Source organism: Siphonobacter curvatus (assembly GCF_002943425.1).
Taxonomy (GTDB): domain Bacteria; phylum Bacteroidota; class Bacteroidia; order Cytophagales; family Spirosomataceae; genus Siphonobacter; species Siphonobacter curvatus.
This window is the reverse complement of the sequence record NZ_PTRA01000001.1, coordinates 1,525,545-1,551,168: the sequence shown is the minus strand read 5'-3', so window position 1 is coordinate 1,551,168 and position 25,624 is coordinate 1,525,545. Positions and strand designations below refer to the sequence as shown.

Below are 25,624 nucleotides of genomic sequence, written 5' to 3'. Positions count from 1 at the left end.
TCTTTCTTGCTTAACCAAAACTTTATATACATCAAAAGCCTGATCGTGTGATCAGGCTTTTGATGTATAATGCCCATGGATTAATCGACCGAAGAGGGTAACTTTTCGGCGGACCCCAGACTATTCAGACGGTACGTCCAAGAAATGAATATGTTGTTTTTTCCGGAATGGGCAATGGGCGTAAAGATCCCCTTGTCGAAACTCGCCGGACTATAATTGGTCTGATTCACCCAGCCGATCTGGGCAGTCCAGTGTTTATTGAACTGGTAACCAATTCCCGCAAAAAGACGATTCCGCTCAAACGTAGGGCCTTTGGGGTTTAGGAAAATCTCATCAAATATGGAAATGAAGTAGGTCTTATCCTTTATACTCTTGTTGTTGAGCGGAATGAACATGTTCAATCGATAGCGAATTCGATTGCGATACGGATGCGTACCATCCCGAAACGTAAACCAGCGTTGTTCCACGCGGTAACGGTGCTCAAAACGCAAGCGATCTAGGTACTGATTGATAATCAGCTGTTCCCACATCCGACCTTCCGTATTCAACGGACCCGCCGACAGATCCTGAAAATCGTAGGTAGCGTACCTTCCACCGGCCATTCCTACCGTAAAATTTTTATTGATGTCGTAGGTAACCCCACCCTTCATTTCATTGTAAAAAAACTGACGGAAGACACCATTACTACGAGCCTGTACTTCGGCAAAACCGCCCCATTTTTTATCTCCACCGGGTAGTATAAGGGTACCAATAAACCAGCTTCCCCAAGGAGCGGCGGGCGTTAAAGAGGTTTGGGCATAGGCCGTGGTGCCCAGCAACAGACAGGCCCAAAACTTGAAAGATACGCGTAGCTTAGTCACGGAAAAGAATTAAAATCCCGCAAAAGTACATGATGTGATCAAATCGTGATTTTGCGGATTACATTCTTAACAATTCCATAATATAGCTAGTCAACGGGTAAGGCCGTAGTAACCTTGATTTCAGCCATTACGAATACGCTTTGCGGACCGCCAATGTGGGCCAGGGCCGCGAGTTGTTCGACTACGAAGCGGCGGTAATCGTCCATATCTTTCACGATCACTTTCAATAAATAGTCATATGGCCCGGCGATGTTGTAACACTCCATCACTTCTGGCAGACTACCAATTTTTGCCTCAAATTCCTGAATAAAGGCCTGGGTATGTTCCTTCAATGAGACCTGGCAGAAGGCAATCAGGCTGCGTCCTATTTTGCGACGATCAACCAAAGCGACATATCCTTTTAAGTAGCCTTCACGTTCCAGGCGTTTGACCCGTTCGTGCACGGGCGTCAGCGAAAGCCCTACTTCCTGAGCCAGCTCTTTATTGGAAATGAAGGCATTGGTTTGTAAGAGCGACAGAATCCGTCGGTCAATGGGGTCGAGTTGATCCATAGATTATTTTTCTAGTTAGAAGGCAAAAATCATCCATAAATAGAGTCTTTCTTTTACCAAAGCAGCATTTACTAGATTTGTTTTCTAATTATAAGCCTAAAATCATAACATATTTACTAATTACCGAACTTTGCAGACAGAAATTTAATAGCACTGATTGATTATGGCATCGAAAGAAACACTAGCAATCCGGGCTCAGGCGGAACGTTCACACAACCGCGAGCACTCGGTTCCCTTATACTTAACGTCCAGTTTTACCTTCGACGACGCCGAAATGGGTCGGGCCATGTTTGCCGATGAGATTGCGGGCAACGTGTATTCCCGGTACTCCAACCCCAACGTGGACGAGTTTATCCGTAAGGTTTGTTTACTGGAAGGCGGCGAAGAAGGGATCGCTTTTGCTTCCGGTATGGCGGCCATTTTCGCCACGTTTGCTGGAAGCCTTCAGGCGGGTGATCACGTAGTTGCTTCGAAAGCTTTATTTGGTTCCGCCATTCAGATTCTAAACAAGATTATGCCGAAATGGGGCGTAACGACTACGTTTGTTGAGGGCCACGACCTCTCGCAATGGGAAGCGGCTACGCAGGAAAATACGAAATTTTATTTCTGTGAAAGTCCATCAAATCCTGGTTTAGAGCTGACCGATTTACGGGCCTTATCAGCCATTGCGAAACGTCATCAGGTCGTACTGGCCGTTGACAACTGTTTCGCCACGCCCGTTATTCAGAATCCGATTGAACTCGGGGCCGATCTGGTGATGCACTCGGCTACGAAATATATGGATGGCCAGGGTCGCGTGCTGGGGGGTATTCTGGTCGGCCGGAAAGACCTGATCGAGCCTATTCGTTTCTTCGCCCGTCATACGGGTCCGGCTTTATCGCCGTTCAATGCCTGGGTACTGTCGAAGAGTCTGGAAACGCTGTTTGTCCGCATGCGGGCTCATAGTGAAAACGCTCTTACGCTCGCTCGAACCCTGGAAGGCAATGCGGCTTTACAAGCGGTGCATTATCCCTTCCTGGAAAGTCATCCGCAGTACGAACTGGCGAAACAGCAGATGAAATACGGCGGGGCGATCCTGACACTGGAAGTAAAAGGCGGGTTTAAGGCGGTTAATGCGTTGACGCAGCACCTCGAAATTGCTTCGATCTCTCCGAACTTAGGTGATACACGTACTATTCTGACCCACCCCGCGAGTACAACGCATTCCAAATTAAGTAAAGAAGAACGGGCCGAAGTAGGCATTACCGATGGTCTCGTACGGGTTGCGGTAGGTCTGGAAAATATTGACGATCTGATTGAAGATTTTCAGCAGGCTTTAGCCAAAGTAGCGGCTTCGCAGGAAGCTGCTACAGTTTAAGAGCGAATTAAAAGTTTGATTGGGTTTATGCAAAAAGCGGCAGAGAGTTTTCTCTGCCGCTTTTTTGATTACCTCGGTCCTCTGGAACGGGGTCCACCACCCCGGTTTCCAGGATTAGGCTTTGCCCGGAATGAATTATGGTTTCGGAATGAATCATTTCTTCGATACGAATTATTCCGGCGATAGATATCGTTTCTCCGATTGTTATAATGCCGCTGGCGGTATACCCGCGGCGGAGGTGTTACGTAAACCCGGGGCCGAGCATAATAGGGACGGTAGCCATAAGCGGGTCCGTAGTACCCGCCGTAACTAGGTCCGTAACCTCCGTACCCATCGGAGTAAACGCGTGAGGAACACCCAGTCAATATACTGCCCAGGGCGACTAACGTTATAATCAATAGTTTTTTCATGGCTTCTGGCGTTTCTTCTCTGATCTAATTACGTAAGCTACGTTTAAAACAGTCTTGTATTCAGGTGTTAAAAAGAGTTAATTCACGAGGTACAGCTTTTTTAAGGGATTCCGTAACCAACCCTACTGAATATGGCTACACCCTTGCCCAAAGTGACGGAGTCACTAAAAAAACTGTTAGACTACGCGGAGGACATCCGCCAGCATCACCCGGACGTCTGGAAAAAAGGCGGTAATATCCAGGGTAATGACAGCTATAATACACTAAAAAAAATCGTTCAACGGGGGCACTTTGAAGAGGGTGATGTCGAGTTTATAAAAACCTGGAAGGCCTGGAAGGCTCGTCATACCAATCATACCAACATTGAAGGAATGGTAGCCAGTTTGAAATGGCTGGCTGTTCCTGAAGTAGGTTTACGGGAAATGAAAAAGGTGATTAAGACTGAAATTGATAAGTCCAACTAGATTACTGTTCGTCATATTCCGCTTTCTTAATAGACCAACAACCAATCCATATCCGCATGAAACGTTTAGAAAATCAGGTAGCCGTCATTACGAATGGCACTCAAAGTGCAGCCACTACGCTGGCCGAAATTCTCCGCAATGAAGGAGCCAAAGTATTATTGGTAGACGAAGACAAAGAAGCTTTGCAAGAAGCCATGCATCGACTGGGCGTTGGCAGTGGGGATGATCTGGGTTATACCATAGGTTCCAGTGAATCAGGTCCCTCAGCGTATGCTCAACAAGCCATTGAGCGTTTTGGCAAAGTAGATCTGTTCATTGCCTTGTCATCGCTTTCCTAGGATACAGCAAACTTTCTTTACATTTTTGATTTTTAGCTTCGCCCCGATTTGTAACCCTTGTGGTCAGATCGGGGCGAATGTTGTTCATAAGTGAAGGCCCTTCGTTTAATCTCGCGTCACTAACGCGAAACCATCTCCGCCCCGATCATTCCCTGACGATTTTACATCGGAGCAAGCCCAATTTGAAAACTTTTCAACAATTTTTCCTGATCACTTGTATGGCATGATTTCATCATGCACCTTTGCATTAATTATAATTAGTCTAAATAAATATTAACTCAACTACCTCATTAATCATTTCATTGATTCAGCTTATGAAAAGAATCTGTTTTCAAACGAATTTGAATTCTCCCTTGGGAATTCAAGCGGTGAAAGAAAGTCTGGGTCAACTGGGTATCACCCGATTTAGCATTGACTTTCTGACGCAGTCGCTGGAGGTATTTAGTGAATGGATTGCTCCCGAGCGGATTATAGAAGCTTTGAAGCGTACCGGCGTGAACTGTAAACTTCGGGACATCAAAACGCCTTTCCTGGCCGATTAAGTTTTATTTTTTACTCCGATTTAACTCCGGTACTCATGCACCAATCTCATTGTTTCCGTACCCTCACGCAACAGGAAAATGGCTACATCGGCTACTGCGAAGGTTGTCAGACGTACAACTTGGCTTTCAATAATATCTTACTGATTTTCAACGCCGAAGATTTCCAGTATTTTCTGGAAATGCTCCAGGAGCGGTGCAACATGAGCTACTTTTCCACCTCGCACGGCAAAGAAATTATCATGCGGTCGCCGGTATTGAATCTGAATATTCTGCTCGCTGAATCGGAGCTGGAAGAACTAATTAATATGATGCAGGAAGTGAATCTGATTGTGGAAGCTCATAAAATTCTGTATACCAGTTCACTTGACTAACTGATTCCCATGAGTATTTCCCGCTTCCGTATTCTGCTCTTCTGGGTGTTAACCACCGTGTGCATGATCCTGCACTTCAATTTTCACGTAGGCGATTTATTCTACGGCATCAACATCGTTCGCGAAGGGGCCAATGGACAAAAACCCACGTCATTGGTTATCATCCGATTCATCTTTGAATTATTTCCGCTCATCTGGGCGGTTGCTCTGCTCTATCTTCAATCTATCGAGTGGCGGAGGGTAAACTTCTTCCTTAGCATTCTCTTTACGCTGGCTCATCTGAGCCACGTCATCGGTGAACTGAAGGAAGGAGACCCTTCGCAACTCTTATTGTTAACCTTCGTCCTGCTGATGAGTATCCTGCTGACGATTGAATCTTGGAAGTGGCTTAAAACCCCTGATTACCAATTTACGAACCAGCAAAAATCGAAACCTGTATTCGAATGAAACGCTTTATCTTTACCCTAACCTTGGGCAGCCTGCTTAGTACTGCCTTTGCTCAAAAATCAGCTGACATTCAGGCGATCAAAGGTCAGTGCGGCTGTCACGCCATCACTTTTAAATACGCTGAAACGTTCTCTCCCAACCGCGAATACAAATTCAAGGACCGAAAAGAAATGGGTGCGTTGGAATACGTGTTCGTGGATGAAGAAACGCCCAATAAATTAGTACTGATGCATCTGCTGGTTATCAACGATAGCACCATCATTAAACACTGGCGGGAAGACTGGAAATTCCAGAATACTGATCTGTTGGCGTACGAACAGGACGCGGAGTGGAAATACAAAGCTCTAACCGCCCCTCAGGCCAAGGGCCAGTGGACGCAACAGGTTTTTGAAGTAGACGATAGTCCCCGCTACGAAGGCTCCGCCACCTGGTTTCACGCCGATGGCCGCCATGTCTGGGACAATACCACCGACGCTCCCCTGCCCCGCCGCGAGTACACCACTCGCAACGATTACAACGTGATGCGTCGCGGCAATCGCATCGTTATCACTGACTACGGTTACCTGCACGATCAGGACAATGCCAAAGTCCTACGTACCCCCGACGGCGAGAAAATCATTGCCTACGAAAAAGGCATTAATGATTACCACCGCGTCAAAGAAGCGGCTTGTAACTCAGCGAAAGACTGGTGGACGAAACACCGGACGTTCTGGGTGGATGTTCGGAATGTCTGGGGGGACCTGATTGCCCAGAAAAAAGGCATTCAACTGGAAAAGAAAGTCGACGGTAAGAGCCTTAACCAGTCGCTGGATGACCTTTCGGCGGCATACCTGAAAGCTCCGAAAGCGACAGCCGCGAACAAGGCCGAAATCAAAGCTACGATTCAGAAGTTTTTGAAAAATAAGGAGTTAGTAGGTATGAAGTAATGAACCTATGATCGTTAACAAAAAAGCTCGTCCGTGTTATACGGACGAGCTTTTTTGTTAGTTGGTTAAGGCTTTATTCCGATCAATTAAAGCCGTCAATCGCTGCACCGAAGCCGCCGATCGCATACCGTCCGACGGCGTATGTATCACATAGTCAAGCAATCGGTCGAGCGTGGTTGTTGCCACGTGCATACGGGTGTCGGACGAGCCGTAGTAGATGAATACCGTACCATCGTCGTCCAGAATCCAGCCGTTGGAGAAAACCACGTTCGATACATCGCCGATCCGTTCGTCTCCTTCTGGAGCCAATAGGTAACCCGCTGGTTTGTAAATCACCTTCGTCAGATCGTGTAGATCCGTCAGGAATGTATACAGCACATACCGCAAACCGGCCGCCGTATTTCGTACCCCATGAGCCAGATGAAGCCAGCCCAGTGCCGTTTTCAGCGGAGCCGGTCCCTGCCCGTTTTTGACTTCGTATACCGTATGATAGTCTTTCGGATCGAGCAACGTTTCCTGAGTAATGATGGCTTTTTCCATCGAATCAGCCAGGCCCAGGGCAATCCCTCCGCCCGTACCCGCCTGAATGAATCCATCCTGCGGCCGGGTGTAAAATGCGTACTTACCGGCCACCCATTCAGGATGTAGTACCACGTTGCGTTGCTGAGGCGAGGGGGTTTGAAGATCAGGTAATCGCTCCCAGGTTTTCAAGTCACGGGTTCGGGCGATGCCGCACTGGGCAATGGCCGCTGACTCATCACCCGGACAAGCGGCGGGATCTTTGCGTTCGGTACAGAACAGGCCATAAATCCAGCCGTCTTCGTGCTGTACTACCCGCATGTCGTACACATTGACGTCCGGTTCATCGGTTTCGGGCATGGTAATGGGATACTCCCAAAACTGAAATTGATCGATTCCGTTGGGGCTTTCGGCCACGGCAAAGAATGATTTCCGATCCAGTCCTTCCACTCGCAGAATCAGTAGATACTTATCTTCTACTTTGATGGCCCCGGCATTGAAGGTGGCATTGATCCCGAAACGTTCCATCAGAAACGGATTGGTTTGGGGATTCAGATCATACCGCCAGAAAAGCGGCGTATGGGCAGCCGTTACGATGGGATATTGATAGCGGTCAAACAAACCATTCCCCAGATCTGCCTTCACGTTGGGACGTCTGAGCAATCTATCGTGGGCTTCCTGCAACTGAGCAAGCCGTTCATGAAAAGTCATTTAAGGTTTTGGTTAAACGGTGAGCGGAAGCTGGCGATGCAGGTTCTTCCGTCGGTAAGCGATCCCACCAGGTTTTCTTCAAAATCACTACACAAAGGCCCAATACACCGAGGGTTATCGTCAGCTCAACGTTCATTTTCAAAATCAAATACATGGGCACCAGCGTTAGTCCACATTGAGCGATGATCCCGATGATGACATTAAAGGCGTCTCGTCCAAACGCTTGGTTGGGCCGAAAATTGGGATCTTCGGCCTGTACCTGATCTTGAATCGGCTTCCAGAAACCCCAGGGACGTACGGTACGGTAAAAGGTGGTCAGCGTCTGCCGATCCGTCGGCGGCGTCACCAGCGAACCAATGATACACCCCGCCAGCGAGAGCAGAAACAGCAGCGGGAAATAATACAGACTCAGCGTTTCTCGGAAGACGTAAGGGAAAATCAGGGCCGGAACGATTCCCGCCAGCATACCCCAGAAAAAGCCATTGGCATTAAATCGCCACCAATGCCATTTCAATACATTGGCCGCGACGTAACCGCCGTACAAAGCCGAGACGATCCATTGCAGAATGCTGTTAACATCTTTAGCAAACAGTCCCATCAGAATACCGATACTGGCTACTACCAGTCCGGAGAAGTAATTCATCCGGGAAATGCGGCTATTGCTAGCTCCGGGGTTGATGTATTTCAGGTAAATGTCATTCACTACGTAGGCCTGAGCGGCATTGAGCGTACCCGCAAAGGTGCCCATAAACGCCGCCAGTAAGCCAGCCAGCAGCAGACCCATCAGTCCGGCAGGTACGAACTGCAAAATGGACGCGGGCAGGATTTTCTCGAAATCAATGCCCCGCGATGTATGCAAGCCTAGCTGATCGAAATGCAACAGAGCCAGTACCGTCAAACCCATCACCATCGCATACCGCACGGGCAGCAGCACGATCGAAACAATCCCACTCATCTTGGCAGCTTCTTGGGGTGATTTGGTTGACAGAATTTTCTGCATATCGTAATTCGGAGCCGGTCCGGCCAGACTCGCCAGAATACCCTTGAAGGTCATCATCATGAAGAAGATTCCGAACAGGGAAAAACCATCCGACTTGATTTTGGTATTCACTTCTTCCAGAATCCCCGACCAGTTCAGATCGTCAAGTTTCCAACCGAAAAAGGGCGTATACCAGCCCTGCGGCACTTCCAGCGTTCTACCGGAAAGCTGCTGCATGGCAATGACGGCAATCACGAAAGCCGAAATCGTCATGATTCCGTACTTGAGCACATCGCCAATCACGATGCTCGTCATACCTCCCAAAATGGCGTAAAATACGGCAAAGGCGGTGAAAATGATGCCGTAGAAAGGTCCCACGTATTCCGGAGTGATACGAAACGGCAGGTACGGAGCAATGCTTTCAAACGGAATAAAAATTTCCATGAATTTGCCCAAACCCACGAAACCATACGCCAAAAACCCCAGGCAACTCAACAGGGCAAACACGACGACGATCGTATGCGAGGCCGTTACCCCCGGCCCCTTGCCAAACCGTGTTCCGATCCATTCGGCTCCAGTGGTCACGTTCGAACGGCGTAGCCAGACCGACAGGTACATCATCATAAATACCTGATTGAATACGGGCCAGAGCCAGGGAATCCAGAGGCTTTTCAGTCCGTACACGAAGGCCAGGGAGACCATCCACATGGTACCGGAAATATCGAACATATCCGAGGCGTTCGACAACCCCAGCATATACCACGGCAGGGTTTTTCCACCTAACATATACGCTTCCTTGTTGCGGGAAGCCCGTTTTTTGAGGACCAAACCCAGCACAATGACCGCCACCAGGTAAATAATGATGATACAAAAGTCCAGTAGGGATAATTTCATGATTGCTCCGTTGCTAGCTAACCAACTCAGTATACGTTAGGCAAGTTCCGGAGAGTCATGCATGAGCCGAATACTTAGCGGTAGAGTTGGGCAGCCGCTGTTTTCTTTTGGAGGTAAACGTCCGATTGCTGCGAAAATTTCTTAAAATCTTCCGCAGTAGCTTGTCCGGCATAGGGAGCATAAAAGTGCCCCGGATTGCCATTTCGCCAAACCAGCACGTAAGATAAACCCGCGTTTTTGATAATCGGTGCCAGTACCTGCGTCCACCAGTTCGGCTGGGGCAGTTTTTCAAGGCCGGTTTCGGTGATGGCGTAGACCTTTTTCTTTTCCTGCCCCACCTCTTTCAGGATCTCCACCCTTTGACGCGTATTCGCCACAAAATGGTCAGGCTGACCGGGTTGCGGACGGTGGTAAATGTCAAAACCAACGATGTCGATATACGCATCGCCGGGATAGCGTTCGAGGTATTCTTCTTTTGTCGGAAAACGGTCGGTCGAATACGCATACAGTACATTATGAACGTCTTTTTTATCGCGTAAATACTCGACAGTATATCGCCACAATTGCACGTATTCGTCCACCGTAGCATGGTCTTTCCCCCACCAGAACCAGCTACCCGTATGCTCGTGGAAGGGGCGGAAGATCACGGGAATGGCTTCACCTTTCGGGCCTTTCAGACTATTGAAATAAGCCGCGACCCGATCCAGCCAGGCATCGTACCGTTGCCGGGCCTGTGGATCACTAAAGAGTTTACGGATGGTGAAATCTACTTTATCCCAGCTCGTTTTTGTGGGGTCGGTCGGGTTGTTTAGGTGCCAGCTAAACGTATTGACACCGCCTTGAGCGTAGACCTGCTCCACAAACTTCCGCTGACTTTCGAACGGAATCCCGTCGATTTCGTGGGTACTATCGAATTCAATCCGACCCAGATCCCAGCCGAATACGGCGGGGTACTCGCCCACGACCTCCTTCACATCCGAACGACCGGTTTCGGCCCGCCAGTTCACGCCATACCCCAGATCGTCCTGATGACCGAACATGGTTCCCTTTTTCGCCAGCTTCTGCAAATTGGTATACAGGTTCCGGGTTTCTTTTGTGGCTTTTTTATCAATAGGGGCGGTCTGAGCACCGAGGCTCCCCGCGTATAAAGTCAGACAAACCAGAGCCGTGCGTAACATCGTTTTTTCGTTTAAAGATAAAATAAAGGCTTCTACCCGATTCGAATAGAAGCCTTTGTTTGGTTAGTAGTTATTGGTTATTAGTTGCTGGCCTAATACTAGCGTTTTTTGAGCTGGTATTCGGATCTGATTAGTGGTTTACAAATAATCAATCTTATGTACCTGACTGCTTAAAAACTAAAAACTAACAACCCAATTAATACCCCGGATTCTGTTCCAGACCCCAGGACTGTACTTCGTTTGCCGGAATGGGCAGTACAGGGATGGGGTTAACCGAACCCGCAATGCTATGACTCATGGCCGAAGAACGAATCGAAGCAGGCAGTGAGTTAAAGTACGTTCCCGTACGAACCTGATCCCAGAAGTGCAGGGCTTCCATACCCAACTCCACGCGACGCTCGTGGTAAATGGCATCCAGCAGAGCCGTTCCCGTTACCGTAGCGGCAATCGGCGGCAGTGCTGAAGCGGGCGTATTGGCGGGTTCGTAGGTCATGGTATTCAGTTTCGAGCCTCGGGGCAGCGTCGACTTACGAGCCCGGTCACGAATCTGATTCAGGATTGTACGAGCTTCGCTTTCGTTGCCCAGGTGAGCAGCGGCTTCGGCTCGCATCAGCAATACATCTGCGTAACGCAATTTACGAATGTTTTGCGGCGACTGCGAAGGCTGCGTAGGCTTGATGATGGCCGCTTTCCGGTTCAGGAAACCCGTTGAGTTTTCGGAAGGGAAGTTGATCACCTGCTCGATACCCGTAACGATGTCGCCCGTTTTGTAGATCGTAGCGGCTTTCCGGGGATCATTCGCTTCAAAAGCATTCACCAGACTTTGCGTCGGGTTATTGAAGCCCCAGCCCCAGGTATTCCGGTTGTTCTGAATCTGGTTGTTGTTCGTTCCGGAACGCTGGATACCCCAGGTCACGTTGGATTCGGCAAACTGAATTTCAAACAACGATTCTTTATTGTTTTCGCTTTCTCCTTCCTGAATCGCGGCGTAGTTGTCCGTCAACGCGTACTGACCCGATTTGGCAATCACATCGGTTAGATCATACAACTCTTTCCAGGTATGACCCCGAGGATTGTCGGTTCCCATTTGATACAGGATCGCACGGGCCAGGAATCCATTGGCAGCTCCTTTGGTCGCACGACCGGCGTCTGCCGCTTCGTAGGCATTTTTCTCGGGTAGCAGTTCAGCGGCTTTCTTGAAATCTGCTTCAATGAACGCGTACGTTTCGCTGAGGGTAGACCGCTTGGTATTGCTGTAATCCGAAGGCTGCACGGGTTTCGTAAACAGGGGCAGTCCGCCGTACAAACGCAGCATGTAGAAATAACTGTAGCCCCGAATGAAGTACGCCTCGCCCATTAACCGGTTTTTCAGCGTTGCATCAATGGGTGAATTCTCCAGGTTTTGCAGCAATAGGTTCGTCCGATAAATCGCCTGAAACATGTTTTGCCAAACGGCCTGAGCGATGGTGTTGGTACCCGTAGCCCGCCATTCTTTCAGTTCCTGCAAGGGAGGCATATCGCCCGGCGTACTTCCTTTTTCGGCGTCTTCTGAAAGTACATCCCCGAACATCCACTCGTAGTTGTGGTTGACGTAGTTGCCCAAGCCATCGTTTCCTTCGTCGTAGCTCAGTACGTCATAGGCCGCGTTAACGGCTAGAATGGCATTATTGGGATCCGTGTAAAAGTTCTGGTCCGTATCCTGGCCTAGCGGATTTTTATCCAGAAAATCGCTGCAGCTCTGCATCGTACCGCTAGTAGCCAGCAGCAAAGCCACGATGATATATTTGAATTTCATTGTCGTCAGTTTACTGTTATGGGTTTTGAGTTTAGAGTTTTGAGTTACTTATATATTAACTCAAAACTCTAAACCCTAAACTCGAAACTCTTCTAGAAATTGAGCGTTAGCCCGGCACGCCAGGTTTGAGGTTGGGGATAGGTTCCTACGTCCACACCTACGGCCAGCGGGTTGTAGCTCCGGTTGTAACCATACTCACCGATTTCAGGGTCCAAACCTTTGTAGCCCGTTACAGTCAGGAGGTTATCTACTGAAACGTAAGCCCGTACCGTTGACATTTTCCAGCGGTCCGTTACCACTTTCGGAATGGTGTATCCCAGCGTTACGTTCCGCAGACGCAGGTAATCACCACTTTGTACGAAACGATCACTGAACCGATAATTGGCATTGGCATCTTTAGCCGTCATGCGGGGTTCGTTGGTGTTCGTATTCTCAGGCGTCCAGCGATTGAGGCGATCCGTAACGGAATTCCAGGTACCCATTGAGCTACGGGTAAAGTAATCCAGTGCATTTACTACTTCTACACCTTGTACACCCTGGAAGAATAAACGAAGGTCAAAGTTTTTGTAACCCAGCGTTGCATTGAAACCGTAACTGAATTTCGGCGTAGCACTACCCAGGTATACGCGATCCTTATCGTTGATAACTCCATCGTTATTCGCATCTACGAAGCGTACATCACCCGCTTTCGCCAGGTTTTCGCTACCAATTCCGTATTTCGTATTGTAGGCATTCGCCTCTTCCTGCGTTTTGAAAATCCCATCGGTTTTCAAGCCGTAGAAGTAAGCGATTTCGCGACCAACCGACGTACGGGTAATGTTCCCCCAGTTACTGATGACGTTGGCAGATTCAATGCCCGTACCGCCACCGAGGCTGGTTACTTCGTTTTTGATCTTCGTGAAATTCACGCCCACATCATAACGGAATGCCCCTACTTCATTGCGATAATTCAAGGCTAATTCGATCCCATTATTCCGCATGCTACCGGCATTCACGTACGGAGGTCCTACGCCGATAAACACGGGTACGGGAACCCGAACAATCATGTCAGCGGTATTCTTGATGAAGTAATCAGCCGTCAAGCTCAGGCTATGATTGAAGAAATCCGCGTCGATCCCAATGTTGGAGCTCGTCGTCGTTTCCCACTTCAGGTTCGGGTTGCTCGCCATCGTTGGAGCGAAACCTTCCACGATCTGGTCGCCGAATACGTAGCGGTTACCACCAGAAATCGTCGTTACATACCCGTAGTTATTGGCTGAGTTCTGGTTACCCACCTGACCCCATCCAGCCCGTACTTTCAGGTTGCTGATGGCTTTGATGTTAGCCATGAAGGGCTCATCCGTTACGTTCCAGCCGAAGGCAAAAGCTGGGAAAATACCCCAACGGTTTCCTTTCAGGAAACGGGAAGAACCATCATACCGCAGCGTAGCCGTCAACATGTACTTCTCGTTGTAGCTATAGTTCGCTCGTCCAAAGAACGACAGCAGGGATTCATCCGAAGGCGGCGTAGTCGTCGGAATTACGTTCGGGTTGCGGCTGGAGGACAAATACCGCAGATCCGTATTGGCCGGCACATTATAAGCCGTCATGCCAATATTATCGAAGGTACTGCGTTGAGCTTCCGTACCAATCATTCCGCCTACGTGGTGCTTACCAAAGTCATTATCATACGTCAAGTAAGTAGAAGATACCCACTGCGTCTGCTCACTGCGATACTCCGTCAACTGGCTGTTGGGACGTAATTCTTTGATGTCCAGGAAAAACTCGGGCAGATACTGCTTGTTGTGAACGTTTTTGTAATTAACGCCAAATTGTGAACGCAGTTTGAAATGTTTCAGGAACGAAGCCTCTACGTAGGCGTTGGCGTTCAGCAGACTTTCGTAGCCTTTGTTACCGGACATTTCATTCGCAGCCCGAGCCGGGTTGTTTTCCTGCGAGACAATCGTACGACCCCAGTTATTGGTTTCCGGGTTCCAGGCGGGAGTAATAGGTTCCGCACGCAAAGCCGTAGTCAGTACCCCAGCGAACAGGTCATTGTTGGTAAACGTCTTGTTCGTACGGGAAAACGCTCCGGAGATACCACCCGTCAACCAGTTGTTGAAGGTGTAATCGTTGTTGAAACGCAGGAAATACTTGCGTAACGAAGAGTTTTTCACAATCCCGTCCTGACCGAAATACGTCCCCGTCAGGCTGTAGCGTGATTTTTCCGTACCACCTAATACGTTCAGGCTGTAATTCTGGATGGAACCCGACTGCATCACTTCTTTCTGCCAATCCGTACCCTGCATATTGGTTTGAGCGGCATTGTTGAGCAGGCGATATTCCGCACCATTCGGATCCAATACCGTTCCGTCGTTGCGGTACGCTTCCAGACGAAGGGTTCCGTACTGAGCAGCATTCAGCATATTCAGTTTGTTCCAGGCGTTCTGTACCCCGGCGTAACCATCCAGCGTAAAGCGGGTTGGGCCGGAACGACCACGTTTAGTCGTAATCAAAACCACCCCGTTGGCCCCGCGAGAACCGTAAATAGCCGTAGCGGAAGCATCTTTCAGGATTTCCATGGAAGCAATATCCGTGGGGGCCAGGAAGCTGATGTCACCCGTCTGGAAACCGTCCACTACGTACAGAGGATCGGAGTTGTTGATGGTACCAACTCCGCGAATCCGAATCCGGCTGGCCCCACCGGGCTCGCCCGAGTTAGCCGTTACGTCTACCCCGGCTACGCGGCCCTGAATGGCCTGTGTCACGTTGGGCGTGGCAATCTGCGTCAGTTGCTCCGATTTAATGGAAGCCACCGAACCCGTCAAATCGCTTTTCCGGGCTGAACCGTACCCGATAACGACGACCTCATCAAGCGATTTACTGTCGGATTGAAGTACAATCGTGTAGGTCGACTCGTTCGTAACCGGAATTTCCTGCGTTTGCATCCCTACGAAAGATACGACCAGCGTCGTAGCATTGGCGGGTATGCTCAGGGTAAAGCGTCCTTCAACATTGGTGTTGGTTCCAAGGGTGGTTCCCTTGATGGAAAGGCTTACGCCGGGGAGTAACTCCCCTTTCTCGTCAGCCACGGTACCGGAGATCGTCCGGTTTTGAGCAAATAAGGTTCCGAAGCACCCTAGAAGCATCAATCCTGAGAAGAAAAGATAAAACTTAAAACGATTCATAGAGTCAATTTTTTCGCAACAAAATTATGTTTCAATTTTATCATTGCACTAATACAATTTTATCATTTACTTGAACATATTTTCATTTTTATCAGTTATAAATTATCATTATATATCGATTAATTGCAATGATCGCCGAATAGTGCCACATTTTTCTTTGATTATTTAAACGGATTACCGAACAAAAAGTAACTTTGCACTAATACTATGTTATCAAAACTTTTGTTTATCGCTAAAACCTCTTTTACCTTTGCTTTATGAGTAATCTCTACCGCGAAATCACACCGCTTACCCAGCATGACTGCTTCACGCTGTTTGCCCGGGTTAAGTCTGATTTTGATTTCCCCCTGCACTATCACGAAGAATTTGAGCTGAATTTTATTGCCCGTGGACCCGGCATCAAGCGGATCATTGGGGATCATTCGGAAGTAATCGAAGAGCTGGAGCTGGTGCTGGTGGGCAGCAATCTCCCCCACGGCTGGTTTTTGCACCAGTGCGAAAACAAGGAGATTCGGGAAATTACGATTCAGTTTCACCGCGATCTGTTCGACGAGAAATTCCTACGTCGGAATCAGTTGACGTTTATCCGGATTTTGCTGGAGCGGGCGGCCAAAGGGGTGTTGTTCTCGCGGGAAACGATTGAAGCGGTACGGCCCCGGCTGGAAGCCCTTACCCAGAAGAGTGGCTTTGATTCGGTACTCGACCTGATGTCGATTCTGCACGATTTGTCGATTTCCCGGAATATGCGTACCCTTTCCAACGCCTCCTTCACGCACGATCCCTTCCATTATAATAGCCGGCGTATTGAAAAAGCCTTTGAGTACATGCGGGCCAACTACGACAAAAAAATCACCCTGGCCGATGTCGCCAAAGTAGCCAGTATGCCAGAAGTGTCGTTTAGTCGGTTTATCAAGAAAAGTACGGGCAAAACGTTTGTTGATAGTCTCAATGAAATTCGACTGGGTCACGCCTCACGCATGCTCATCGATACCACGCAGACGATCGCCGAGGTATCCTACAAATGCGGATTTAATAATTTATCTTACTTTAACCGGACTTTCCTGAAGAAAAATGGCTGTACGCCGCGGGAATTTCGCAGTAACTATTCCGGTTCGCGGGTCTTTGTGTAAAATACCACGCTTACTCTTTATTTTTACCTGAATCAATCCTCTAAACCAGGTATCATTCCAGCCTTCCTATCTATCGCTCAAAGGCTTTGGTTCTGATCGAAAACTCTTTAATTCATCATTTGTGGAACGTAGAATCGCATTAAAAAACATGGCCGCCGCGTTTGGCGGTCTGCTGAGCCTCCCCTCCTGGGCTCAGCAATGGACGCCTGAGACGGTGGCGGGTTCTCCCTTGCTTTCCGCTCTGGAAGAATCCACGCTAGCCGACCTGGCCGAAACCATTATTCCGGAAACGGATATTCCCGGAGCGAAAAGCCTGGGTGTTCCCGCTTACATTCAGAAGATCGTCAATGATTGTATGGATACGAAAGCTCAGGAAACGCTGAAAAACGGTCTTTACACGGTCAGCGATCTGGCCCAGAAGAGTTCAGGTGGCAAAACGTTCTCGGGCATGGATACTAATCAGCGACTGAATTTTCTCAATCAGCTGAACGCCGGAGCCGATGAAGAAACCAAAGACTTTTTCAAACTGGTCAAAAGCCTGACCATTCGCGGCTTTACTACTTCTGAGTACTTCCAGACGAATATCAATCATTACCAACTCGTACCCGGCTTTTACCACGGTTGCGTCCCCGTTTCAACTGGCAAATAACGATCATGACTATACTGGAATCAACGGCAGCCAATCAATACGATGCAATCGTGGTTGGTTCGGGCATCAGCGGAGGCTGGGCCGCCAAAGAATTAACGAAACACGGGCTGCGAACGCTGGTACTGGAGCGGGGACGGGACGTGAAACACGTAACCGATTACCCCACGGGCATGATGAGCCCCTGGGAGTTTGAGCACCGAACCCAGCTTCCCCTGGAAATTAAAGAGGCCAACCCGATCGTGAGTAAGTGTTACGCCTTTTACGAAGGCAGTACGCACTTTTTCGTAAAAGATGCCGAACATCCGTACGTGCAGGAAAAGCCCTTCGACTGGATTCGCGGCTATCAGGTGGGTGGAAAATCCCTGCTCTGGGCCCGCCAGACGCAGCGGTGGAGTGATTTCGATTTCGAAGGCCCCGCCCGCGACGGCTTTGCCGTTGACTGGCCCATTCGTTACGCGGATATTGCTCCCTGGTACAGTTACGTAGAGAAATTCGCCGGGATTTCCGGTAATAAAGACGGCCTGCCCAACCTGCCCGACGGCGAGTTTCAGAAGCCTCACGAAATGAACTGCGTGGAAGATTATTTCCAGAAGCAGATTGCCAGCAAATACAAAGACCGGAACGTGATTCAGGGCCGTTGTGCTCACCTGACCGAACCGAAAGACATTCACTTCCAGCAGGGTCGGGCCCAGTGTCAGCACCGTACCATCTGCGAACGGGGTTGTCCCTTCGGTGGTTATTTCAGCAGTAACGCCTCAACGATTCCCTGGGCCGCCAAAACGGGTAAAATGACCTTACGGCCTCATTCTGTCGTACACTCGATTATTTACGACGAGAAAAAGGGTAAAGCAACGGGCGTTCGGGTGATTGATGCGAATACCAAGAAAATGACGGAGTACTACGCCCGCATCATTTTTGTCAACGCAGCGGCTCTTAATACCAACCTCGTATTGCTGAACTCGACGTCGAACCGTTTCCCTAATGGATTGGGTAACGACAGCGGCGTGCTGGGCAAGTACGTGGCCTTCCACAACTACCGGGCTACGATTTCTGCCGAATACGATGGTTTTCTGGATATGAAAACCGAAGGTCGTCGTCCCAACAGCCCGTACATTCCACGTTTCCGAAACGTACACAAGCAGGAGACCAACTTCTTGAGGGGCTATGCCGCGGGCTTCAACGCCGGTCGGGGTACGTATACCAATCAGGACGGCATCGGTGCGGATCTGAAGAAAAACCTGATGAATCCCTCCTGGGGCGGCTGGCACGTAGGCTCCCACATGATGGGCGAAACCATCCCGAAAGAGAACAGTACCGTTCAGCTTGATCCGAATAAGAAGGATCCGTTTGGCATCCCTCAATTGGCCATCAACATGTTCTACGATGACAATGACGAGAAGATGATCAAGGATTTCCACGAGCAGTTCACCGAAATGTATACGGCGGCTGGTTTCAAGAACATCCGTACCCGTGATTCCAAGCAGGCTCCCGGGCTGGACATTCACGAAATGGGCGGCGTTCGGATGGGTAAAGATCCTAAAACATCGATGCTCAACAAGTGGAATCAGCTACACGCCTGCAAGAACGTGTTCGTTACGGACGGGGCTTCGATGACTTCCACGTCGACGCAAAACCCTTCGCTGACGTACATGGCCCTGACAGCCCGTGCGGTTGATTACGCCGTGAAGGAAATGAAGAAGCAAAACCTGTAATTTCAGGATAGAAGTCTGATTTTGAGGTCTGGTACACATCGTATCAGACCTCTTTTATTGGACCCGCAGCCTACTTTTTTGGTAATAATTTCTTAATCCTTTCAGCCTCAAACCCGGTAGTAACGAATCCTATCTTTACTGGAAATATCCAGCGATATGATTTCCCTCATTACCACCTTCGCTTTCGCTCAGGCCTTGATTGGTTTGTACGTCTTACCCAAGCAGACCATCTTCAGCCGCCAGTATTTATACCTGAAAACCTTGATTGCTCTCATCAGTATTCACCTGGGCGTCAAACTATTTCTGCTCTCGGTCCTGAACGATCCGTATCTGTTTGGCCGGCTTAACAGCTTTACCACCTTTTCTTACGGACCACTGCTGTATTTTCAGTATCTACAGTTCAAAGGCAAAGCCCTTTCCCGAACGCATAAAGTCCTCCACCTCGTACCGTTTGTCTTCGCTTTTACGCTGTACGTTTCCTGCCTGGCTGGACAAATTCCCAGCAAAAATCCGGCTTTGTTTCAACAGATTTTCGAAGTATTTGTCTACCTGCTTATGAGCTCCGTCGCCAGCTATACGACCTGGTTGCTCTGGAAACTCGTACCGGATACGCAGCTCCCCCGCCGCGAACGGAATCTGTTACTCCAGTGCAGTGCCTTTTTCATGAGTTCGGTTTTCATGGGCTACTGTACCTCTTTTTTCAATACCTGGCTGGGTACGCACTGGGACGCTCATTTTTTCCCCTACCTCGCGTTCGGGATCATTTGCTGGATTTGTCTGCGTTTTTTTCTGACGCAGAACTATACCCAGTCCAAACCAGCCGAAACCGCTCGTGAAACCTATGAGAAATCGGGTCTTTCGGATGCTCAACTACAGGCGTACTTCGAAGCTCTGGAGCAGCTCATGCGACGGGAAAAACCCTTCCATAATCCCGATCTTTCGCTGGATGATTTAGCCCGATCCCTGAAAATCTCCCGGCAGCAATTGTCGCAGGTATTGAATCAGAAAGCCGAGAAGAATTTTTACGCCTACGTGAATGATTACCGCGTTCAGGAAATGATCGTTTTACTGAAAAACCATCCCGGTGAAAAAATCGCGGAGCTGGCCCATCAAGTCGGCTTCCAGTCAAAGACCACGCTGAATACCTATTTCAAGAAAGTGACCGGATACAGTCCCACGCAGTACCAGCAGTTTCTGGGCAGTCCCATCTCGGAACCGTCTAAAATTTAACAATTCGTTAAAATTCACAAATACCTAATTTACAGTCCATTACAAGAACGAAAAGTTCAGGCCGAACGGGGCGAACCTGCCCGATCGGCCTGAACTTTTTTCTTTTCCCACGCCCCTAGTTTCGCTGCCGAAACACAAAGACACCCCTATGCGATTGAAACGATTACTCTTTAGTCTGCTCCTCTGCCTGAGCGGAACCCTTGCGTTCGGTCAACATTCGGGCTCAGTAACGGGACGAATCGAGGACGAAAACGGTCCTTTGCCCGGAGCAGCCATTCGCCTGAAAGGCACCTCACAGGGAACGGTAACCGATCTGAGTGGAGCCTTCCGACTGACAAACGTACCGGCTGGGCCGGTTACGCTGGCCGCGGGGTACATTGGCTACCAGACGGCCGAACTGACGGTGCAGGCTACGACGGGCGAAGTAGTTATTCCCGTCATTAAACTCACGCCCGAAGGGAAAGCTCTGTCGGACGTAGTAGTTCGCGGTACGATGGCGGCTTCCCAGATCAAGGCGATGAGTATTAAACGAAATTCCCTCGCCCTGATGGACGTGATGGCCGCCGATGCCATTGGGAAACTACCCGACCGTAACGCCGCCGAAGCCGTCCAGCGGATGCCCGGCGTGGCGGTGGCCCGCTACCATGGTGAGGCCGATCAGGCGACGGTACGGGGCGTACCCTTTAGCTGGACTTCTACCCTACTCAACGGTACCCGCATGCCGAGTGCCAGTGTGGGCGGTAGCCGGAATGCGGTACTCGACGCCGTTCCTTCCGAGATCATCCAGTACGTACAGGTAGCCAAAGCTCTGACGCCCGATATGGAAGGCGATGCCATTGGCGGTTCGATCAATTTTGTGACGCGGGTCGCTCCGGAGTTTCGCAAGCTGAGCGTGAGTGCCGCCGGTGGTTACAACAACTTTTCAAAAGACGGTACGTACAACGCTTCCATTACCTACGGCGACCGCTTTATGAAAGGCAAGCTGGGCGTCATGCTGACGGCGGCCATCTGGGATCGGCAGTGGGGAACGGACGAATACGTCGTTTCGTACAATACGGGCCTGCCGGTTCCGGAGCAACGGTATTCTTTGAACAGCTTATTGCTGAAACGGTACATGGGTAAACGCCAGACGTACGGACTTAACGCCGGGCTGGAATACCGTTTCAACGAGAAACACCGAATCTTTGGTCGGGCCCTGCACGACAAGTTCAACGATATTCGTCCGGTATACGAGTCGTATCTGCTCTTCAATACCAACGAATACCAGCTCAATTACCGCTACTCTTACTACCAGACACGCATTGACGGCGGAGAAATCGGTGGCGAGCATCAGTTGGCGTCGCGGTTGAAACTGGACTGGTCGGCTTCAAATTACGTTAGCGAATACTACATCGATACGCCTCCTACGTTGCCCAAAGAGAAACGCGGTTTGCCCATTGCCACCTTCCGGCAGAAGCTTACGCAAGGTTTCGGGGGACTGGCTTCGGATGGGAAACGGTATTTGTCTTTTGATTCTCCCAACGGCGTAGGTGACGACCCGATGCAGATTCTGCCCCACCTGAAAGACCCGAAGGAACGGGTGCACCCCACGCAACTCACGCTGCAGCAACTGGTCATTTATCAGTTAGGTACGAAAGAAGAAGACCGGGTAGCTCAGGCTAATGTGAAGTATGACTTTTCGTCGCGGTTTTCGTTAAAGGTTGGTGGCAAGTACCGCCACAAGTATAAGGAATCGACGCAGGCCTCGCTGGTTTATCTGCCCAACCGGGCCCTGGGTGTTCCGAATGCGGCTCCGCTGGTGCCGCTTAGTCAGCTGGAACGGACTGAATTTCCCGTTCGCCAGAATTTCTTCCGTAACCTGAATGCTGATTATGGTTCCTATGCGATCAATAGTCTGACCAAGAACCAGTTGTTTGATCTTTTCTCCACGCAGTTTCAGCAAACCAATCAGTTTCGGGACGTAACGCCGGTTTCTAATGCCACGGGTCATTTCGATGGGACGGAAGATGTACTAGCCCTTTACGTGATGGGTGAATGGAATGTGACGCCGAAACTCAAGCTTTTTGGTGGGGTACGCAACGAGCATACCGCCGTTGAACTGAACGGTTCGTCGTACAAACGGGAAACGATTACTGAAAACGACCAGTCGAAAAGCGTAGAGACGGTAACCCCCACCACGGTGAAGAATGATTACCACGCCTTTTTGCCGATGATTCACCTGAAGTATACGCCTACGTCGAAATCCGTGCTTCGGGCTGCTTTCACGCGGACGTTCATTCGTCCGAATTTTACCGAACTGAATCCGGGCGAAAACATCAATACTACGACCAATCCCCTAACCATTACGCGGGGCAATATCGATCTGAAACCCACCTTCGCCAGTAATTTTGACCTGATGGGCGAGTACTATTTCGATAACATTGGTCTGGTTACGGGAGGTCTTTTCTACAAAAAAATCAAGGACTACAGTTTCAGTAACCAGTCCATCGAAATTTACAACGGTGCTCAGGCTCTGGTAACGCAACCGCAAAACCTGGAAAATGCGACGTTGCAGGGACTGGAACTGGGTATGCTTCGCCGCTTCGATTTTCTGCCGGGTTTCCTGAGTGGTCTGGGTGTTGAGCTGAACGGTACGGCGATTCATTCGTCGTTACGGGTACCGAGAGTTGTCAATAACGAACGGCAGTATGAAACGACTTCCCTACCCAATCAGTCGAAATTTCTGTTCAACTCCATTCTGTTCTACGAACGCAAGGGACTCACGATTCGTCTGGCCGGAAACTTCCGGGGTCGCTCGGTCGAAACTATCAACCAGCAGTTGGGTCCTGATTTCTACATCTGGACGAATAACAACTTTACTTTAGACGGCTCGGCGGCGTATGCCATCAACGCGAAGTTCCGGGTGTTCGTGGAAGTGAATAATCTCACCAACGAGCCTGTTCGCATGTACATGGGCAAACCCGAACGGACAACCAGTACCGAGTGGTATTCGCAACGCGGACAGGCCGGTATTCGCTGGGACATTTTCTAATCGTAAGGTTCATCTACTCTTATTCATCATAACATACGTATGAAAAAGGCATTCATTCTCATTACTTCCGTATTGATTTCAGGAACCGTTTTTGCTCAGCAGGATACGCTGGTTTATAACAGCCGTCGGGCCGTAGTACTGGAGGGTAGCTCGAATTTCCGCGACCTAGGGGGTTATCCTACGCCCGATGGCCGTCAGGTGCAGTGGGGCCGCATCTACCGCTCGGCGGATATTAGTAAACTCAGTGATCGGGATTTGAAAACGCTGGAATCCGTTCATCTCGCGGTAGACTGCGATCTGCGGAGTCCCGAGGAGGTCCAAAAGGCTCCGGACCGTCTCCCGACGGGCGTGCAATACGTACACCTGCCCGCGGGTAGCGAACACGTACAAATGGCGAAGTTTTACGAAGCGATGAAAAATAGTACCCAGAAGGATACTTTACTACTGCAAACCTATCGGAGTACTGAGCATCTGAAAGCCAAATACAAACCTCTTTTTGATCATTTACTTACATTGAAGGGTGATGAATCCTTACTCTTTCACTGCACGGCGGGGAAAGACCGGACGGGAATCGGAGCCGCTCTGGTGTTGTCAGCCCTGAATGTAGACCGTCAAACGATTTTGAAGGATTATCAGGCGACGAATCTGTTCTGGAAAGTGGATCGAGAACGGATGCTTCAGGGCATGGCTCAGCAGGGCCTGAATCCCGAAGCCGCCCGCTCCATGTTGGACGCCAACCCGGCTTATCTAGAAAACACCTTCCAGGCGATCAATAAAAAATACGGCAGCATGGATCAGTTTCTGGAAAAGGAAATGGGATTGACTGCTCCGCGTCGGAAGGCGTTGCAGGATAAGTTTTTGAAATAAAGGAGTTTTGAAGACTGTGTATTCCATGAAGGGATTTCCTACCAACAATCAACTCTTTCGTACAAGATCACTCTTTGGCCCTTCAGAGTTGGCTGGTTATTTAGTCCATATGCATTCCATGCCGGGCATCGCATGCGGGGCATCCCATGCCGGCACGCCCACCGCTCTTTTCATCCCGCTTTAGGCTACCGCTTTGCGGATGAAAAAGGCGGCTTTTCGCGATAAGACGGGGCCTGGGTTCTGTAGCCCATGCAGATGTTTGGTTATCTTATAGCAATTACTAACTAACAATTAATGAAATGCTAGAAGATGAAAAACCTCTCCCGCCATTGAGCAACGGAACGACCTACGACCGCCGCAACGCGGTGGCCTAAAGCGGGATGTCGCCCTCATGAAATGGTTAGTGGTGGAGAAGTCCAGCCGGGAAGGCTTACGGGCTACCGAACAGCCATATTTAAGAACCCAAACCCAGTCTGGGTGAATAACGAACGAAACACCATGAGATAAAATAGGCTCTTTCCCAGCCATGCCTGCGGGTCAAATTAGGTTTGGCTATACAAGCTTAAACCCACCCAAACTTTACTTCTTCCGAATAAAAATCGCATTACTCACCGCCCTTTCCCCCAGATGATCAAAGACTTTATTGTCCGAAGGCATATTCACTACGCCTTCGTAAGGCTGACCCGTAATGACCATCGTCGTAGAGCCGCCGCCATCCAGATTGACCGCACGTTCGCAGCGAAACTGTTTCAGTAGATACGTCAGTTCAGGCAAGGACATCCCTGCCGCCTGGGCATTTCGCCCGTCCACGGTAACCAGCAAAAGGTGTTTTTCACGCGTAATGCAGGCCGCCGTACGTGGGTGACGGTTATCATTGAAGGCATTTTTTTTCAGCGGTATCGGCTGCCCTTCCCACAACAGCAAAGGACCCGTTACCATGACATCCGGAGCATTCAGCTTTTGATCCCAGCCATAGGCCCGCTCGTTGGGAGCTCGCTCAATACTTATTTTCCGTTTGCGGATGGTCAGAGCCGCCTGTTTATGTTCGATCAACGGTTTATTGGAGGCATACGTAGTCGTGTCCAGCACCTTCCCCTCAATCTTGATCAGATCTTCTGATCCCGCTTGTTTCACGTTGAAAAATGTACCGTTTACTGCCGCGACGGCTCCCGCTTTTTTGGTCAGCGTACTGGTCGGCACCAGCTTACGCGTCGAATCTCCGGGCGTATCGGCGGAAACCAGGCCGAAGACGACCCGTCGATTTTTCAGTTTGGTGTCCAATACATTGATGTTCTGATTGGACTGAAAAAGCTCTTTGTCTTTTAAATGCACGTGTTTCCAGGTCACTCCAGAGGCCACGTCCAGAAAATTCCAAGTGGCTTTCATCAACGCCAACGAGTCGTCAGTACTCGTTCGGCTTTGAGCAGAAGTAAAGCCTGCACAACTTATTAATAGGATACACAGATATTTCATAGCTATTTATTTTCACAAAACTT

Annotated in this window: 22 protein-coding genes; 13 read left to right on the top strand and 9 right to left on the bottom strand. The window is 49.5% G+C overall.

Annotation, left to right across the window (positions count from 1 at the left end; genetic code table 11):
* Positions 1–80: 80 nt before the first annotated feature.
* Positions 81–860, bottom strand: coding sequence for a DUF2490 domain-containing protein (locus C5O19_RS06280; protein WP_104710616.1), 780 nt, complete (start codon positions 858–860; stop codon positions 81–83).
* 86 nt (positions 861–946) lie between these two features.
* On the bottom strand, positions 947–1,411 hold the full coding sequence (locus tag C5O19_RS06275) for an Lrp/AsnC family transcriptional regulator (RefSeq protein WP_104710614.1): 465 nt from the start codon (positions 1,409–1,411) through the stop codon (positions 947–949).
* Between the two features lie 163 nt (positions 1,412–1,574).
* Between C5O19_RS06275 and C5O19_RS06270 the strand changes: the two genes are divergently transcribed.
* Positions 1,575–2,768: an O-succinylhomoserine sulfhydrylase gene (locus C5O19_RS06270; protein WP_104710611.1), complete on the top strand. Its 1,194-nt coding sequence runs from the start codon at positions 1,575–1,577 to the stop codon at positions 2,766–2,768.
* 68 nt (positions 2,769–2,836) lie between these two features.
* On the opposite strand, the gene C5O19_RS06265 is transcribed toward C5O19_RS06270, so the two are convergent.
* The gene (locus tag C5O19_RS06265) at positions 2,837–3,178 is read right to left on the bottom strand and encodes a hypothetical protein (RefSeq protein WP_104710608.1); all 342 of its coding nucleotides are present in this window, start codon (positions 3,176–3,178) and stop codon (positions 2,837–2,839) included.
* Between the two features lie 131 nt (positions 3,179–3,309).
* Between C5O19_RS06265 and C5O19_RS06260 the strand changes: the two genes are divergently transcribed.
* The 6 genes from C5O19_RS06260 (at position 3,310) to C5O19_RS06235 (ending at position 6,266) form a co-directional block, all read left to right on the top strand.
* Positions 3,310–3,642, top strand: coding sequence for a hypothetical protein (locus C5O19_RS06260; RefSeq protein ID WP_104710606.1), 333 nt, complete (start codon positions 3,310–3,312; stop codon positions 3,640–3,642).
* A gap of 56 nt (positions 3,643–3,698) precedes the next feature.
* Positions 3,699–3,980: an SDR family oxidoreductase gene (locus C5O19_RS06255; RefSeq protein WP_104710604.1), complete on the top strand. Its 282-nt coding sequence runs from the start codon at positions 3,699–3,701 to the stop codon at positions 3,978–3,980.
* A gap of 314 nt (positions 3,981–4,294) precedes the next feature.
* Positions 4,295–4,522, top strand: a complete 228-nt coding sequence (locus C5O19_RS06250) for a heavy-metal-associated domain-containing protein (RefSeq protein ID WP_104710602.1) — start codon at positions 4,295–4,297, stop codon at positions 4,520–4,522.
* Between the two features lie 35 nt (positions 4,523–4,557).
* A complete protein-coding gene (locus C5O19_RS06245; RefSeq protein ID WP_094813181.1) occupies positions 4,558–4,893 on the top strand; it encodes a DUF6686 family protein in 336 nt (111 codons plus the stop codon).
* 9 nt (positions 4,894–4,902) lie between these two features.
* Positions 4,903–5,340 carry a hypothetical protein gene (locus C5O19_RS06240; RefSeq protein ID WP_133163312.1) on the top strand — a complete coding sequence of 146 codons (438 nt, stop codon included), beginning with the start codon at positions 4,903–4,905 and terminating at the stop codon, positions 5,338–5,340.
* Positions 5,337–6,266 (top strand): DUF6607 family protein, encoded by a 930-nt coding sequence (locus C5O19_RS06235; RefSeq protein ID WP_104710598.1) that lies wholly within the window; start codon positions 5,337–5,339, stop codon positions 6,264–6,266. Before C5O19_RS06240 ends, C5O19_RS06235 begins: the two co-directional genes overlap by 4 nt.
* A 57-nt stretch (positions 6,267–6,323) precedes the next feature.
* Here C5O19_RS06235 and C5O19_RS06230 read toward each other — a convergent pair whose 3' ends face one another.
* The 5 genes from C5O19_RS06230 to C5O19_RS06210 all read right to left on the bottom strand — a co-directional run bounded on the left by C5O19_RS06230 (position 6,324) and on the right by C5O19_RS06210 (position 15,509).
* Positions 6,324–7,496, bottom strand: coding sequence for a glycoside hydrolase family 130 protein (locus C5O19_RS06230; protein WP_104710596.1), 1,173 nt, complete (start codon positions 7,494–7,496; stop codon positions 6,324–6,326).
* The gene (locus C5O19_RS06225; RefSeq protein ID WP_104710595.1) at positions 7,483–9,369 is read right to left on the bottom strand and encodes a sodium:solute symporter family protein; all 1,887 of its coding nucleotides are present in this window, start codon (positions 9,367–9,369) and stop codon (positions 7,483–7,485) included. Before C5O19_RS06225 ends, C5O19_RS06230 begins: the two co-directional genes overlap by 14 nt.
* A gap of 74 nt (positions 9,370–9,443) precedes the next feature.
* Positions 9,444–10,547 carry a glycoside hydrolase family 26 protein gene (locus tag C5O19_RS06220; RefSeq protein WP_104710593.1) on the bottom strand — a complete coding sequence of 368 codons (1,104 nt, stop codon included), beginning with the start codon at positions 10,545–10,547 and terminating at the stop codon, positions 9,444–9,446.
* Between the two features lie 196 nt (positions 10,548–10,743).
* On the bottom strand, positions 10,744–12,342 hold the full coding sequence (locus C5O19_RS06215; RefSeq protein ID WP_104710591.1) for a RagB/SusD family nutrient uptake outer membrane protein: 1,599 nt from the start codon (positions 12,340–12,342) through the stop codon (positions 10,744–10,746).
* 92 nt (positions 12,343–12,434) lie between these two features.
* A complete protein-coding gene (locus C5O19_RS06210) occupies positions 12,435–15,509 on the bottom strand; it encodes a SusC/RagA family TonB-linked outer membrane protein (protein ID WP_104710589.1) in 3,075 nt (1,024 codons plus the stop codon).
* A 257-nt stretch (positions 15,510–15,766) separates the two neighbouring features.
* Between C5O19_RS06210 and C5O19_RS06205 the strand changes: the two genes are divergently transcribed.
* The 6 genes from C5O19_RS06205 to C5O19_RS06180 all read left to right on the top strand — a co-directional run bounded on the left by C5O19_RS06205 (position 15,767) and on the right by C5O19_RS06180 (position 24,128).
* A complete protein-coding gene (locus tag C5O19_RS06205; RefSeq protein WP_104710587.1) occupies positions 15,767–16,639 on the top strand; it encodes an AraC family transcriptional regulator in 873 nt (290 codons plus the stop codon).
* Positions 16,640–16,787: 148 nt separating this feature from the next.
* A complete protein-coding gene (locus C5O19_RS06200) occupies positions 16,788–17,288 on the top strand; it encodes a gluconate 2-dehydrogenase subunit 3 family protein (protein ID WP_104710584.1) in 501 nt (166 codons plus the stop codon).
* A 5-nt stretch (positions 17,289–17,293) separates the two neighbouring features.
* Positions 17,294–19,000: an FAD-dependent oxidoreductase gene (locus C5O19_RS06195; protein WP_094813159.1), complete on the top strand. Its 1,707-nt coding sequence runs from the start codon at positions 17,294–17,296 to the stop codon at positions 18,998–19,000.
* A 156-nt stretch (positions 19,001–19,156) separates the two neighbouring features.
* Positions 19,157–20,230 carry a helix-turn-helix domain-containing protein gene (locus C5O19_RS06190; protein WP_104710582.1) on the top strand — a complete coding sequence of 358 codons (1,074 nt, stop codon included), beginning with the start codon at positions 19,157–19,159 and terminating at the stop codon, positions 20,228–20,230.
* 148 nt (positions 20,231–20,378) lie between these two features.
* Positions 20,379–23,261 carry a TonB-dependent receptor gene (locus C5O19_RS06185; RefSeq protein ID WP_104710580.1) on the top strand — a complete coding sequence of 961 codons (2,883 nt, stop codon included), beginning with the start codon at positions 20,379–20,381 and terminating at the stop codon, positions 23,259–23,261.
* 39 nt (positions 23,262–23,300) lie between these two features.
* Positions 23,301–24,128 (top strand): tyrosine-protein phosphatase, encoded by an 828-nt coding sequence (locus C5O19_RS06180; protein WP_104710578.1) that lies wholly within the window; start codon positions 23,301–23,303, stop codon positions 24,126–24,128.
* A 579-nt stretch (positions 24,129–24,707) separates the two neighbouring features.
* On the opposite strand, the gene C5O19_RS06175 is transcribed toward C5O19_RS06180, so the two are convergent.
* The gene (locus tag C5O19_RS06175; RefSeq protein ID WP_104710576.1) at positions 24,708–25,601 is read right to left on the bottom strand and encodes a phosphodiester glycosidase family protein; all 894 of its coding nucleotides are present in this window, start codon (positions 25,599–25,601) and stop codon (positions 24,708–24,710) included.
* Positions 25,602–25,624: the final 23 nt, after the last annotated feature.

Coding starts and splice junctions, on each gene's coding strand:
- C5O19_RS06275 (WP_104710614.1), bottom strand. CDS start 1,411: ATGGATCAACTCGACCCCATTGACCGACGGATTCTGTCGCTCTTACAA.
- C5O19_RS06270 (WP_104710611.1), top strand. CDS start 1,575: ATGGCATCGAAAGAAACACTAGCAATCCGGGCTCAGGCGGAACGTTCA.
- C5O19_RS06265 (WP_104710608.1), bottom strand. CDS start 3,178: ATGAAAAAACTATTGATTATAACGTTAGTCGCCCTGGGCAGTATATTG.
- C5O19_RS06260 (WP_104710606.1), top strand. CDS start 3,310: ATGGCTACACCCTTGCCCAAAGTGACGGAGTCACTAAAAAAACTGTTA.
- C5O19_RS06255 (WP_104710604.1), top strand. CDS start 3,699: ATGAAACGTTTAGAAAATCAGGTAGCCGTCATTACGAATGGCACTCAA.
- C5O19_RS06250 (WP_104710602.1), top strand. CDS start 4,295: ATGAAAAGAATCTGTTTTCAAACGAATTTGAATTCTCCCTTGGGAATT.
- C5O19_RS06245 (WP_094813181.1), top strand. CDS start 4,558: ATGCACCAATCTCATTGTTTCCGTACCCTCACGCAACAGGAAAATGGC.
- C5O19_RS06240 (WP_133163312.1), top strand. CDS start 4,903: ATGAGTATTTCCCGCTTCCGTATTCTGCTCTTCTGGGTGTTAACCACC.
- C5O19_RS06235 (WP_104710598.1), top strand. CDS start 5,337: ATGAAACGCTTTATCTTTACCCTAACCTTGGGCAGCCTGCTTAGTACT.
- C5O19_RS06230 (WP_104710596.1), bottom strand. CDS start 7,496: ATGACTTTTCATGAACGGCTTGCTCAGTTGCAGGAAGCCCACGATAGA.
- C5O19_RS06225 (WP_104710595.1), bottom strand. CDS start 9,369: ATGAAATTATCCCTACTGGACTTTTGTATCATCATTATTTACCTGGTG.
- C5O19_RS06220 (WP_104710593.1), bottom strand. CDS start 10,547: ATGTTACGCACGGCTCTGGTTTGTCTGACTTTATACGCGGGGAGCCTC.
- C5O19_RS06215 (WP_104710591.1), bottom strand. CDS start 12,342: ATGAAATTCAAATATATCATCGTGGCTTTGCTGCTGGCTACTAGCGGT.
- C5O19_RS06210 (WP_104710589.1), bottom strand. CDS start 15,509: ATGAATCGTTTTAAGTTTTATCTTTTCTTCTCAGGATTGATGCTTCTA.
- C5O19_RS06205 (WP_104710587.1), top strand. CDS start 15,767: ATGAGTAATCTCTACCGCGAAATCACACCGCTTACCCAGCATGACTGC.
- C5O19_RS06200 (WP_104710584.1), top strand. CDS start 16,788: ATGGCCGCCGCGTTTGGCGGTCTGCTGAGCCTCCCCTCCTGGGCTCAG.
- C5O19_RS06195 (WP_094813159.1), top strand. CDS start 17,294: ATGACTATACTGGAATCAACGGCAGCCAATCAATACGATGCAATCGTG.
- C5O19_RS06190 (WP_104710582.1), top strand. CDS start 19,157: ATGATTTCCCTCATTACCACCTTCGCTTTCGCTCAGGCCTTGATTGGT.
- C5O19_RS06185 (WP_104710580.1), top strand. CDS start 20,379: ATGCGATTGAAACGATTACTCTTTAGTCTGCTCCTCTGCCTGAGCGGA.
- C5O19_RS06180 (WP_104710578.1), top strand. CDS start 23,301: ATGAAAAAGGCATTCATTCTCATTACTTCCGTATTGATTTCAGGAACC.
- C5O19_RS06175 (WP_104710576.1), bottom strand. CDS start 25,601: ATGAAATATCTGTGTATCCTATTAATAAGTTGTGCAGGCTTTACTTCT.